Raw genomic sequence first — 12,001 nt, 5'->3', positions numbered from 1 at the left:
GACGGGTGGAGAATGAGGCCGTGCGTGAGGAGATGACCCCGGTCGCGACGAGCGGCCCCGAGAGCGCGTGCGGCCAGGGCGCCGCCCTCGCCGACGCGGAGTCGCACGCCCACTCCGCGGAGACTCCCGGCGGGCTGCGGCTGGCCTCCCGCCGTGGACGCTGGGTGCTGCTGATGACCATCCTCGGTTCCGGCATGGCGGGGATCGACGCGACGATCGTCAACGTCGCCCTCCCCGAGATCGGGCGCACCTTCGACGCCCCCTTCGCGACCCTGCAGTGGATCGTCACGGCGTACGCGCTGACGCTCGCGGCGTTCATCCTCCTCGGTGGGGTGCTCGGTGACCGTTACGGCCGGCGCCGCATCTTCGTCATCGGGGTCGTGTGGTTCGCCATCGCCTCACTCGCCTGCGGCATCGCGCCCACCGCGGGCACGCTCGTCCTGGCCCGCGCCCTCCAGGGGATCGGCGGCGCCCTGCTCACCCCGGGCAGCCTGGCGATGCTCCAGTCCGCCTTCGTCCGCGAGGACCGGGCCCGGGCGATCGGCGCCTGGGCCGGCTTCGGTGGTGTGGCCACCGCGATCGGGCCCTTCGTCGGCGGCTGGCTCATCGAGGTCGCCTCGTGGCGGTGGGCCTTCCTCATCAACCTGCCGCTGGCCGTGGTCGTGCTCCTCATCGCCGCGCGGCACTCCCCTACGGACACGACCGAAGGGAGCCCCGGTCACCTCGACGTCCTCGGTGCCGGTCTGGGCGTCAGCACGCTGGCGGGGTTGAGCTACGCGCTGACGGGTGCCGCCGAGGACGGGCTGGGCATCGACGGCAGCGTGGCCCTGGCCGTGGGTGCGGCGAGCGCGCTCGCCTTCCTCGTCCACGAGCACCGCACCGTCGACCCGATCCTGCCGCTGGGGATCTTCGCGTCCTCGCGCTTCTCGACGGTCAATGCGGTGACCTTCATCGTGTACGGGGGCATGGGTGTGGTCTTCCTCCTGCTCGTGATCCAGCTGCAGGTCGTCTCGGGCTGGGGCGCGGTGGCCGCCGGGGTGGCGACCCTGCCGACGACGCTGCTGATGATGCTCTTCTCCGCGCGCTCCGGGGACCTCGCCTCCCGGCTCGGGCCACGGCTGCAGATGAGCGTCGGGCCGCTCGTCATGGCCGGCGGCATCCTGCTCCTGCTGCGGATCGGCCCGGACGCGGACTACCTGCGTGACGTGCTGCCCGGAGTCGTCGTCTTCGGGCTCGGCCTGACGGCGATGGTGGCGCCACTCACCGCTGCCGCCCTGGCCACCGCCCCGGACGAGCACGCGGGCCTGGCGTCCGGGATCAACAACGCGGTCGCCCGCACCGGCGGCCTCATCGGTGTCGCCGCCATCCCCTCGCTCACCGGCCTCACCGGGCAGGTCGTCGACGACCCGGTCGCCTTCGACTCCGGCTTCCGGGTCGCCATGGTCAGCGCCGCGGTGGTGGTCGCCGCCGGGGGCCTCCTCGCGGCCGCGGCCCTGCGCAACGATGTCCTGCCCGACGATGTCCCCCACGACGAGCGAGGAGTCCGATGACCGGCAACACACGAGACATCGAGGACGGGGTCCACCGCGACCTCCGCGAGGAGATGTCCTACGGCAGCTACCTCGCGCTCGAGACCCTCCTCGACGCCCAGCGGCCGGTGAGCGAGCACCACGACGAGATGCTCTTCATCATCCAGCACCAGACGACGGAGCTGTGGCTGAAGCTCGTGCTGCACGAGACCCGCTCCGCCATGGACCTCCTCGCCGCCGACGAGATGCGCATGGCGCTGAAGCGGATCGCGCGGGTCAAGCACATCCAGCGCACGCTCACCGACCAGTGGTCGGTCCTCGCGACCCTCACGCCGACCGAGTACCTGGAGTTTCGTCCCCACCTCGGGCACGCGTCCGGGTTCCAGTCGTGGCAGTACCGGGCGGTGGAGTTCGCGCTCGGCAACAAGCACCCGGGCATGCTCGAGGTGCACGCGTGCGACCCGCAGGCGCAGGCCGCGCTCACCGAGCTGCTCGAGGCGCCGAGCCTCTACGACGAGTTCCTGCGCCACCTCGCCCGTCGTGGGCACCCGATCCCCGAGCACGTGCTCACGCGCGACGTCACCCGCGCCCACGTGCTCGACCCCGAGCTGACCCGCGTCCTCGCTCGCATCGACACCGACGCCGAGGACAACTGGGACGTCTACGAGGCGTGCGAGGAGCTGGTCGACCTCGAGGACAACTTCCAGCTGTGGCGCTTCCGCCACCTGAAGACCGTGCAGCGCGTCATCGGGATGAAGACCGGGACCGGCGGCAGCTCGGGTGTCGGGTTCCTCCAGCGCGCCCTCGAGCTGACCTTCTTCCCCGAGCTCTTCGCGGTTCGCACGGAGATCGGGTCGTGAGCGGGGAAGCCGTGCGGGACAGGGCGGTCGAGCTCGACGCGACCGACCCCCTTCGCCGGTGTCGTGAGCTCTATCTGCCCTCGGACGGACTCATCGCCTACCTCGACGGCAACTCCCTGGGGCGCCCCCTTCGCGCCACCGGGGATCGGGTCGCCGACCTCATCGCCCACGACTGGGGCACCCGGCTCATCCGCTCCTGGGACGAGCAGTGGATGCAGCTGCCGCTGCGCCTCGGGGACCGCATCGGCGAGGTCTGCCTCGGTGCCGCCGCCGGCCAGAGCCTCGTCGGCGACTCCACCACCGTCATGCTCTACAAGCTGTTGCGGGCCGCGGTCGCCGCAGCCGGGCCGCAGCGCCCGCAGATCGTGCTCGACACCGACAACTTCCCCACCGACCGGTACATCGCGCAGGGCGTGGCGAGCGAGACCGGCGCCGAGCTGGTGTGGATCGAGCCGGAGCCGACGAAGGGAGTGACCCCCGACCTCGTGTCCGCCGCCCTGACCGAGCGCACGGGTGTCGTCCTCCTCTCCCACGTCGCCTACACCTCGGCGTGGATCGCCGACCTGCCGGAGATCACCCGGCGCGCGCACGAGGCGGGTGCGCTCGTGCTCTGGGACCTCAGCCACTCGGTGGGTGTCGTGCCGAGCGACCTCGACGCGCACGGGGTCGACCTGGCCGTGGGGTGCACGTACAAGTTCCTCGGGGGTGGGCCGGGGGCACCGGCCTTCGGTTACGTCGCATCGCGGCACCAGGAGCGGCTGCGACAGCCCATCCAGGGGTGGATGGGGCACGCCGAGCCCTTCGTCATGGGGCCGGCGTACCACCCGGGACCGGGGATGCGCGCCTTCATCTCCGGGACACCGCCGGTGCTCGGGATGGTCGGCATCGAGGACACCCTCGACCTCATCGACGAGGTGGGGCTGGACACGGTCCGGGAGAAGTCGACCCTGCTCGGGCGCTTCGTCCTCGAGGGCGTGGACGCCGTGCTCGCCGACCACGGTGTGCGGGTGCTCTCGCCGCGACAGGACGCCCGGCGCGGCGGGCACGTGACGATCGGGCACCCACGCTTCCGGGAGATCCTCCGCGAGCTGTGGGCCCAGGACGTCATCCCGGACTTCCGCGAACCCGACGGGATCCGGCTCGGGCTCGCGCCCCTGAGCACCTCCTACGGCGAGGTCGCAGAGGCCGTGGTGCGGATCGAGGCGCTGCTCAGCGCCGGTTGATCACGGCGGTGACCGCGGGCCAGTGCGGTGACCTCGGGTCGACGAGGTCGAAGTGGTGCGCCCCGGGCAGGACGGTCGACGGCGCCGCGAAGCCCTCGCTCTGGCTCACCGGCACCGCCGCGTCCCGGTCCCCGTGGACGAGGTGGACCTGCTCGGCGCGGTCGGGCGCCGCGGCCAGGAGCCGGGTCGGGTCGAGGTGCGCGAGGGCGGACGGCGTTGCGCCCAGCCAGTCGCCCACGGCACCCCCGCCCAGACCCTCGGCCACCGCGGCGTCGAAGTCCGCCACCGGCGCCAGCGCGACCGCCCGCACCGGCGGGAGATCGGGCGTGAGGGCCCGCCAGAGGGACAGCGCTCCCCCGGCGCTGTGGCCGACCCAGACCGCGACGTCGTGCCCCTCGCGGCGCAGGTGGGCGTCGAGCGCCGCGAGGTCCTGCGTCGTGGCGAAGGGGGCTCCCGGAACCCTGCGGTACTCGGCCAGGACCACCCGCCACCCGTCGGCGGCGAGCGCCCGTGCCTGCGGCCGGGCGTGGGTCCGGTCGACGCCCGGTCGGAAGTAGCCACCGTGCACGACGACGAGCGTCGGCGCGTCCTCGCGGCCGTACGCCTCGTGGACCTGCTCGGGACACGACCCGTAGGCGATCGCCGGGGAGGTGAGCCGGCTGCCGTCCTCGAGCAGCCGGTCGTGCGTCTCGGCCTCGGTGATCACCACCCCACCGTAGGAGGTGAGGGCCACCCACGCAGGTCCGTCGGCGGACCACCCGACGGCCAGGGTCCGGGACGACGATCGTCCACAGGGGTCTTGTCATCGAACACCTGTTCGACTAGCGTGGGCTCATGGAGCAGGCGACGATGGACCCCGTGGGGAGCGTGGAGACGGCGATGCGCGCGCGCATCGATCTCCTCGTGGCCGGCGAGGACGTCATCGTCACGCCGCGGCTGTGCTCGACGATCGGCGCGGCCCACACCCTGCTCGACTCCATGCTGGCAGCGGTGGGCGACAGCGACCCCGACGCACCGACGCTGCGCCAGCACGTGCAGGAGGTCGAGCGCCTCAAGCGACGTGTCGAGGCCGTGGAGCTGCGGTTGCTGGCCAAGGCCGCGAAGAAGCACGTTCCCGAGGGGAGCGGGCACCCCGATGCGGGGGCGTGGTTCTCCGACGTGACGAAGGGGGACCGGCGCCGCTCCGCGAGCGACGCCGACCTCGCCGATGCGCTCGGTGACGAGCCCTCGGGAGAGGAGTCGGCGGGCGTTGAGCCAGCGGGCGACGGGCCGAAGCCGCCCCAGACCACCGGCCTCGGCGCCACCGGTGCCGCCCTCGACCGGGGAGGGATCAGCGCCGAGCACGCGAAGGTCATCCTCCGCGCGCTCGACGACCTCCCCGAGGGGGTCACCGACGAGCAGCGACGCACCTGCGAGGCGGAGCTGCTGCGCCTGGCCGTCAACCGCTCCCCCGCGCAGCTGCGGATCGCCGGGCGTCGCGTCATCGACCGGATCGAGGCCGACCTCGCGCTCGTGGACGCGCACGAGGAGGGGCTCGTCGCGAGCGAGGAGGAGCGCGCCGATGCGGCCTCGGCCTTCTGGATCAAGGACAACCAGGACGGCACGATGACGGGCCACTTCACCGTGTCCTGGGCCTCCGGCACGATCCTGAAGAAGGTCGTCGACGCGATGACCGCCCCGCGACGCCGGTCGGCGCACGAGCGCCCCGGCGGGTGGCAGGACCTCGACCGCAGGGCCAGGCACCTCGACTGGCAGCACCGTCGCGGTCAGGCCCTGGCCGACCTGCTCCTGCGACTGCCGACCGACCACCTCCACGACAAGGTCGCCGCGACGCTCCTGGTGACGACACGCCTGACGGACCTGCAGGATCGACTGGCGCGACCGCAGGGTCGCCCCTCCCCCCGGGGCGGGGTGCGGGTGGCGTCGACGGACTCCACGCAGGTCCTCAGCGCAGGCACGGTCCGGCGGATGGCCTGCGGCGCCGGGATCATCCCGACGGTCCTGGGCACCGACTCCGTCCCCGTCGACCTGGGGCGGGCGACCCGGCTCTTCACCGGCCACCAACGCCTCGCCCTCGCGACCCGCTACACCGAGTGCGCCGCGGACGGGTGCGACCGGCCCTTCGCCTGGACCGAGATCCATCACCTCACGCCGTGGCAGCACGGCGGACCGACCGACCTGGACAACGCGGTCCCCCTGTGCGGGCGACATCACCGGATGATCGACGGCCCTGCCTGGGACCACGGGGCGACCCGACTGCCCGACCGGACGGTGCGGATCGCCTTCACCAGACGGACATAGCCCCGCCGTCGCTCAGCGGCCCGGCGCGACCTCGTCCCCGACCCGCAGCTCACCCCCACCCAGCGGCACCAGCCTCGTCCCGAACCACGTCCTGCCGTCCCAGCGACGGTGCCGCGCGAGCGTGCGCATCGGCTCCTTGCCCGTCGCGAGCGTCTGCGGGTCGATGGTCACCATGACGCACCGGTCGCAGGTCTCGGCGGTGCGAAAGTCCACGCCCCCGATACGGACCGTCGGCCACCCGTCCTCCGCGAAGGGGACGTCCCCGTCGATGACGACATTGGGCCGGAAGCGGATCATGCTCAACCCCTCCGGCTGCGCCGCCGCGCCGCCGGAGCCGGAGGGGCCGGCATCGCTGATGTCATCGGGGTCCAGGCCGTCCGGGTCCGGCTCACCCGTCTCGGCCGTCATCCACTGCTCGAGCTGCCCGAGCGACTCCTGCGAGGTGAGCAGCACCGGACCGGCGTCGGCCAGGGAGAGGGTGTCACCCTCATGACCACCATGGGCGCCGGAGACCCGGCGCACCTGCGGGTCCTCCTGCCAGACCAGTCGGAGCGGGCGACCGACGCGCTCACTGATCCACGCGCTGACGTCCTCGTCGGCGGGAGGGGCGAAGCCCTGCCGGGAGTGGCTCACCGGGATCGGCGGCAGACCGAGCGGCGTGTCGACGAGGATGCTGTCCTGACCCGCGTGGATGCGGATCGTCTCCTCGTCGACCTGCTCGGCTCGCAGGCCCAGAAGGGCGTGCACCTCCCGGGCGGTGACCTTCTCCCCCGTCGGGTCGACGAGGCCCCACCGCCGGTCCCCCTCGAGACCCCACGGCTCGACGTGCGCCGAGTCGACGTCCGTGCCACCGAGGGACTTCACCGGGTAGACGCGCAGCTGGGTGACCTTCATGGCGCTCATCGTGGCACGAGGACTCAGGCGGTGGCGGGCACCTCATCGGTCGAGATCTCCTCGGCTCCGGGCACGCCCGCAGCGAGCAGGTGGTCGCCGGTTCGGCGCAGCGCGAACCACCCCCCGAAGAAGGCGGCGAAGGGGCCGGCGTCGCTGTCCTTGACGATCAGCTGTGCGCAGTGTCCGTTTTGCACCAGGAAGGCGACGGCGCCCGAGGTGGTCGCGCCGTCCTTGAGGTAGAGCACGTGCTTGCCGGCCGGGATGTCGAACTGCACGGTCTCGCTCGTCCCGTCGAGGACGCCCAGGTCCCGCGAGCCGAGCATCACGTGCCGGCCGGCCAGGTGCTCCGGGGAGATGGCTCCGGTGCTGATCTGGACTGCTGCGCCCATGTCTGCCTCCTGTCGTGGGGTGGCCCGCGCGGGCAGGCGAGCCCTTCTCTCCCATCATGCTCCGCGAGCACCTCGATGTCTGCCCCCATGACATCTGTCATTGCCGAGTCGTGACATCGGGGGATGGTGGCGGCGGCCCCCTTCGCCCGATGCTGAGGCCATGACATCGACGACCACGACCACGACCCCGGCCTCCGCGTCGGGCGCGCCCACCGAGGCGGCCGTCCACCTCGCGGACGTGACGAAGACCTTCCGCTCCGGCTCCACGACCGTCCACGCCGTCGCCGGCCTCGACCTGAGGATCACCTCCGGTGAGGTCGTGGCGCTCCTCGGCCCGAACGGTGCCGGCAAGACGACGGCGCTCGACATGGTGCTCGGCCTGACCGAACCGACGTCGGGGACCATCACCTCCTTCGGCTCCGCTCCCCGACGGGCGGTGCACGAAGGGAGGATCAGCGCCGTGCTGCAGACCGGCGGACTCCTGCGCGATCTCACCGCGCGCGAGACGGTGCGCTACATCGCCTCGACCCTCACCCACCACGAGCCCGTCGAGGAGGTCCTGCGGCGGGCGGGCCTGGCCGACAAGGCCGACCGGCGCGTCTCGAAGCTCTCCGGCGGCGAGCAGCAGCGGCTGCGTTTCGCCCTGGCCCTGCTACCCGACCCCGACCTGCTCATCCTCGACGAGCCGACCGCGGGGATGGACGTCGTGGCCCGCCGTGAGTTCTGGCGCACGATGCACGAGGACGCCGGTCGTGGACGCACGATCCTCTTCGCCACGCACTACCTCGAGGAGGCCGACACCTTCGCCGACCGCATCGTCCTCATGGCCGGCGGCCGGGTGGTCGCCGACGGCACCACCGAGCAGATCCGGTCCCGCGCCAGCGGCCGCACCGTCAGCGCCGACGTCCGCAGGGGGGACGTCGACGCCGCCGCCGAGCGCTTGCGCGGGCTGGGCGGGACCAGCTCGGTCACGGTCAGCGGGGATCGGGTCACCGCCATCGGCGAGGACTCCGATGCCCTGGCCCGGATGCTGCTCACCGAGCTCGGCGGGCGCAACCTCGAGGTCACCACCGCATCGCTCGATGCCGCCTTCATGGTCATCACGGGCGAGGCGATGGACGGCACGGACGACACGACGACGGAGGACATCCGATGAACCCCACGATCATCGGCCTGGAGCTGAAGCGGATCTCCCGCGACTACATCGGGCTGTTCTTCATCGCCGGCCTGCCGGCCTTCATGTACGTCATCTTCGGAGCGGCGCAGACCTTCGGACAGGAGGACATCGGGCGCGGCAACGTCGCCCTGTACGTCATGATCTCCATGGCCGTCTACGGTGCCGTCACCGCCACCGTGAGCATCGGCGGCCAGGCCGCCGTCGAACGCCAGCAGGGCTGGGGGCGACAGCTGGGGCTGACCCCCCTTCGCGACAGCTCGTACGTCGCCGGCAAGGCGCTCATCGCCCTGGCCATCGCGCTGATCCCCATCGCCCTGATCTACGGGATCGGCATCGTCACCGGCGCGAAGGGGGTGCCCTGGGTGTGGGCGGCCTCCGGCGCCATCGTGCTCGTCGGCGCGGGCGTCTTCGCGCTGTACGGGCTGGTCTTCGGGCTCGCCCTGCGATCCGAGTCCGCCGTCGGCGCGGCGTCCGGGTCGTTGGTGATCCTCGCCTTCCTCGGCAACATCTTCATCCCGCTGTCGGGGACCATGTTGATGATCGCGAAGTTCACCCCGCTCTACGGATTCGTCTCGCTCGCGCGCTATCCCCTGACCGAGGGATACTCGGTCGACATGAACGGCAACCTCGCCCACGAGTCGCTGTGGGTGCCGTTGGCTAACGTGGTGGTGTGGACGCTCATCATGGCCGTCGCGACGGTCCTGCTGGCGCGGCGAGGTCGGGAGAGGGAGTGAGCGAGCCGGTGGTGGCGCTGGGGTCGACCGACGAGGAGTACGTCCCCGACCCGTGGGCCAGGTACGGGTGGCTCCTCGCTGCGATCTGGTTGATCTTCCTCGGCTTCCCGGCCGTGGAGGTCATCCAGCGCACGTCGGACCACCCGGTGCTGCGGGTGGCGCTCCTGACGCTCCTCGTCGTCTTCGGCATCGTCTACGTCCTGGCCTTCCTCACGGGCCAGAAGGCGCTGTACTGCGGGTGGACCCGCACGGCGTACCTGCAGGTCTTCGGCGGTGCCGTCGTCCTCGTGGTGATCATGGCGCTGGAGAGCCTGCTCATCGGCGTCGAGACCCTGGGCATGAGCGCCTTCCTCGCCGCCCTGGCCGCCTTCAGCTTCCCCGGTCGCTGGTCCATCGCCGGGGTCGCTGCCGCGACCATCGGATCGGGTGCCCTGCTCTCCTTCAGCGACCTGCTCGCCGACCTGTGGCCGTTGCTGCTCCTGCCCCTGCTCATCGGGAGCTTCGGGCTGCTCATCCGCACGCTCACGCTGAGCGACGAGCGTCGCCAGACCCTGCAGCGCACCCTCGCCGTCGCCGCCGAGCGGGACCGCGTCGCCCGCGACGTCCACGACGTCCTCGGGCACTCCCTCACCGTCATCTCCCTCAAGGCCGACCTCGCCGAGCGCCTCATCGACATCGACCCGGTGCGGGCGAAGGGAGAGGTCACCGACATCCAGCGCCTCACCCGGCAGTCCCTCGCCGAGATCCGCGCCACCGTCGCCGGGTTGCGGATGGCCCGACTCTCCGACGAGCGCGACTCCGCCGCGGCGGCCCTGCGCGACGCGGGCATCGAGGCGCAGCTCCCCGAGGACGGGGACGTCGTCGACCCCGGACTGCGGATCACCCTCGCCTGGGCGCTGCGCGAGGCGGTCACCAATGTCATCCGGCACAGCGGCGCCAGGCACGTCGACGTCCTCTGGGGGCCGACCTGGCTCGAGGTCGTCGACGACGGGCACGGTCTGCGGGGTCGTCGGGAGGGCTCCGGACTGACCGGGTTGCGCGAACGGGTGCGACAGTCCGGTGGACGGATCGAGATCAGCGAGGGCATGCCCGGTCGCCACGGCCCCGGCACGAGAGTGCGGGTGGACCTGTGATGACGACCGTGCTGCTCGCCGACGACCAGGCGCTCGTGCGTGGTGCGATGGCGGCGCTCCTCGGGCTCGAGGAGGATCTGGAGATCGTCGCCGAGGTCGGCTCGGGCGACGAGGTGCTCGAGGTCGCCCTGCGGACGCGCCCTGACGTCGCCGTGCTCGACGTCGAGATGCCCGGGCTCGACGGGATCACCGTCGCCGCAGCGCTGGGCGAGCGGCTGCCCGGGACACGGGTGCTCATCGTCACCACCTTCGGTCGACCGGGATACCTGCGCCGGGCACTCGAGGCCGGAGCCAGTGGCTTCGTCGTCAAGGACACCCCCTCGGACGAGCTCGCCGAGGCGGTGCGTACCGTCGCTCGCGGGGGGCGGGTCGTCGACCCCTCCCTCGCCACCGAGGTCGTCGTGGGTGGCCCCAACCCGCTGACCGACCGCGAGCGCGAGATCCTCGGCCAGGCGCTCGACGGCCGATCGGCCGCCGCGATCGCCGCCCGCGTCCATCTCTCCCCCGGGACGGTCCGCAACCACCTGTCCTCGGCGATCGGCAAGACCGGCGCGAGCAACCGGGTCGAGGCCGCCCGCCGTGCCCAGGAGCTGGGCTGGCTCTGAGCGCAGGGCCTACGCGTCGGTCACAATGGGGACGTCCACCCCCTTCGACCTGGGAGCGCGCATGCGAGCGACCCGCCCGGCCGCGCTCGTCGGCGCGCTCGCGGTGGGGGCGGCGCTGCTCGTCGGGTGCACCGATGATGGCGAGGACGACGCCGCGTGCGCGGCCGTGCAGACGGACTTCGACTGGGCCTCCCCTTCACGCGAGGACGACCGGCGCTTCGAGGTGACCGGCCCGGGATGGATCGGTGGGGACTCCACCTACTCCGTGCAGCTGCCGGACGGTCGCACGCTGTGGCTCTTCAGCGACTCCTTCATCGGCACGGTGACGAACACCGGTCAGCCGCGGCCGGGGATGACGATGGTGCACAACGCGCTCGTGACCGAGGACGACTCCGGCCGGCTGAGCACGCGCACCGCCGAGGGGCCGGAGTCCTTCTTCGCCGACCCGAGCGAGTCGACCTACTACTGGGTGCAGGACGCGCAGGTCGAGGGTGATGAGCTCATCGTCTTCCTCTCCCGGACCACGCAGGTCGGCGAGCGCGGCTTCGAGTGGGAGCGCAACGCCATCGCGCGCGTCTCGTTGCCGGACCTCACGGTCACGGACATCGACGAGGACGACTCCGGCGGGTCGGTCGCCTGGGGCGCCGGCCTGATGACCACGCCCACCCACACCTACGTCTACGGGGTCGAGGACCGTGGCGACGCCAAGCATCTCCACCTGGCGCGGGCGGACGCCGGCAACCTCGCCGACCCGTCGACGTGGGAGTACCGCACCGAGGACGACTGGTCCGAGGACGCCGCACGCAGCGCCCGCCTGACCGATGGTGTCGCCAACGAGCTGAGCGTCAGCCCCCACAAGGACGGCTACCTCATGATCTCCTCGGACACCTCGCAGCCCTTCAGCCCCGACATCAACGCGTGGACGGCGTGCTCGCCCGAGGGCCCGTGGCAGCACCCGCAGACGATCTACGAGACGCCCGAGTCCACGCCGAAGGACCACTTCACGTACAACGCGCACGGCCAGCCACACCTGTCGCAGGACGGTGAGCTGCTCATTTCCTACAACGTCAACACCTTCAACTTCGAGGAGCTCCTCGGCGATCCGACGCTCTACCGGCCGAAGTTCATCACCCTCGACCTGGACTGAGCAGCCGGC

The 12,001-nt window shown here is 72.0% G+C and carries 12 protein-coding genes; 9 read left to right on the top strand and 3 right to left on the bottom strand.

Annotated elements, in window-relative coordinates:
• Nucleotides 1-5: 5 nt before the first annotated feature.
• Genes ACR9E9_RS09230 through ACR9E9_RS09220 form a run of 3 tightly spaced genes read left to right on the top strand, consistent with a single transcriptional unit; the run spans nt 6 to nt 3,612 of the window.
• On the top strand, nt 6-1,550 hold the full coding sequence (locus tag ACR9E9_RS09230; protein WP_435198186.1) for an MFS transporter: 1,545 nt from the start codon (nt 6-8) through the stop codon (nt 1,548-1,550).
• Nucleotides 1,547-2,389, top strand: coding sequence for a tryptophan 2,3-dioxygenase (locus ACR9E9_RS09225; protein WP_435198185.1), 843 nt, complete (start codon nt 1,547-1,549; stop codon nt 2,387-2,389). The genes ACR9E9_RS09230 and ACR9E9_RS09225 overlap by 4 nt, the downstream gene beginning before the upstream one ends.
• Nucleotides 2,386-3,612, top strand: coding sequence for a kynureninase (locus ACR9E9_RS09220; protein WP_435198184.1), 1,227 nt, complete (start codon nt 2,386-2,388; stop codon nt 3,610-3,612). The genes ACR9E9_RS09225 and ACR9E9_RS09220 overlap by 4 nt, the downstream gene beginning before the upstream one ends.
• On the opposite strand, the gene ACR9E9_RS09215 is transcribed toward ACR9E9_RS09220, so the two are convergent.
• On the bottom strand, nt 3,599-4,318 hold the full coding sequence (locus ACR9E9_RS09215; protein WP_435198183.1) for an alpha/beta hydrolase: 720 nt from the start codon (nt 4,316-4,318) through the stop codon (nt 3,599-3,601). The two genes, ACR9E9_RS09220 and ACR9E9_RS09215, sit on opposite strands and share 14 nt — an antisense overlap.
• A 128-nt stretch (nt 4,319-4,446) precedes the next feature.
• Between ACR9E9_RS09215 and ACR9E9_RS09210 the strand changes: the two genes are divergently transcribed.
• A complete protein-coding gene (locus tag ACR9E9_RS09210) occupies nt 4,447-5,913 on the top strand; it encodes a DUF222 domain-containing protein (protein ID WP_435198182.1) in 1,467 nt (488 codons plus the stop codon).
• 12 nt (nt 5,914-5,925) lie between these two features.
• On the opposite strand, the gene ACR9E9_RS09205 is transcribed toward ACR9E9_RS09210, so the two are convergent.
• Both ACR9E9_RS09205 and ACR9E9_RS09200 read right to left on the bottom strand, forming a co-directional pair.
• The gene (locus tag ACR9E9_RS09205) at nt 5,926-6,807 is read right to left on the bottom strand and encodes an MOSC domain-containing protein (protein ID WP_435198181.1); all 882 of its coding nucleotides are present in this window, start codon (nt 6,805-6,807) and stop codon (nt 5,926-5,928) included.
• A 23-nt stretch (nt 6,808-6,830) separates the two neighbouring features.
• Nucleotides 6,831-7,196: a hypothetical protein gene (locus ACR9E9_RS09200; protein WP_435198180.1), complete on the bottom strand. Its 366-nt coding sequence runs from the start codon at nt 7,194-7,196 to the stop codon at nt 6,831-6,833.
• 160 nt (nt 7,197-7,356) lie between these two features.
• Between ACR9E9_RS09200 and ACR9E9_RS09195 the strand changes: the two genes are divergently transcribed.
• The 5 genes from ACR9E9_RS09195 (at nt 7,357) to ACR9E9_RS09175 (ending at nt 11,992) form a co-directional block, all read left to right on the top strand.
• The gene (locus ACR9E9_RS09195) at nt 7,357-8,352 is read left to right on the top strand and encodes an ABC transporter ATP-binding protein (protein ID WP_435198179.1); all 996 of its coding nucleotides are present in this window, start codon (nt 7,357-7,359) and stop codon (nt 8,350-8,352) included.
• Entirely contained in the window at nt 8,349-9,107 is a 759-nt protein-coding gene (locus ACR9E9_RS09190) for an ABC transporter permease (RefSeq protein WP_435198178.1), read from the top strand. Before ACR9E9_RS09195 ends, ACR9E9_RS09190 begins: the two co-directional genes overlap by 4 nt.
• Nucleotides 9,104-10,240, top strand: coding sequence for a sensor histidine kinase (locus ACR9E9_RS09185; RefSeq protein WP_435198177.1), 1,137 nt, complete (start codon nt 9,104-9,106; stop codon nt 10,238-10,240). Before ACR9E9_RS09190 ends, ACR9E9_RS09185 begins: the two co-directional genes overlap by 4 nt.
• Nucleotides 10,240-10,845, top strand: coding sequence for a response regulator (locus tag ACR9E9_RS09180; RefSeq protein WP_435198176.1), 606 nt, complete (start codon nt 10,240-10,242; stop codon nt 10,843-10,845). Before ACR9E9_RS09185 ends, ACR9E9_RS09180 begins: the two co-directional genes overlap by 1 nt.
• A 61-nt stretch (nt 10,846-10,906) precedes the next feature.
• A complete protein-coding gene (locus ACR9E9_RS09175; protein ID WP_435198175.1) occupies nt 10,907-11,992 on the top strand; it encodes a DUF4185 domain-containing protein in 1,086 nt (361 codons plus the stop codon).
• Nucleotides 11,993-12,001 lie beyond the last annotated feature (9 nt).

It is taken from the genome of Janibacter sp. GS2 (assembly GCF_051200835.1).
Lineage (GTDB): Bacteria > Actinomycetota > Actinomycetes > Actinomycetales > Dermatophilaceae > Janibacter.
Note: the sequence above shows the minus strand (reverse complement) of the source record. Positions and strands in the feature narration are given on the sequence as shown.

What these genes read in the sequence shown, in the direction of transcription:
- ACR9E9_RS09225 (WP_435198185.1), top strand. Translation starts at nt 1,547, where the DNA reads ATGACCGGCAACACACGAGACATCGAGGACGGGGTCCACCGCGACCTC.
- ACR9E9_RS09210 (WP_435198182.1), top strand. Translation starts at nt 4,447, where the DNA reads ATGGAGCAGGCGACGATGGACCCCGTGGGGAGCGTGGAGACGGCGATG.
- ACR9E9_RS09205 (WP_435198181.1), bottom strand. Translation starts at nt 6,807, where the DNA reads ATGAAGGTCACCCAGCTGCGCGTCTACCCGGTGAAGTCCCTCGGTGGC.
- ACR9E9_RS09200 (WP_435198180.1), bottom strand. Translation starts at nt 7,196, where the DNA reads ATGGGCGCAGCAGTCCAGATCAGCACCGGAGCCATCTCCCCGGAGCAC.
- ACR9E9_RS09195 (WP_435198179.1), top strand. Translation starts at nt 7,357, where the DNA reads ATGACATCGACGACCACGACCACGACCCCGGCCTCCGCGTCGGGCGCG.
- ACR9E9_RS09190 (WP_435198178.1), top strand. Translation starts at nt 8,349, where the DNA reads ATGAACCCCACGATCATCGGCCTGGAGCTGAAGCGGATCTCCCGCGAC.
- ACR9E9_RS09180 (WP_435198176.1), top strand. Translation starts at nt 10,240, where the DNA reads ATGACGACCGTGCTGCTCGCCGACGACCAGGCGCTCGTGCGTGGTGCG.
- ACR9E9_RS09175 (WP_435198175.1), top strand. Translation starts at nt 10,907, where the DNA reads ATGCGAGCGACCCGCCCGGCCGCGCTCGTCGGCGCGCTCGCGGTGGGG.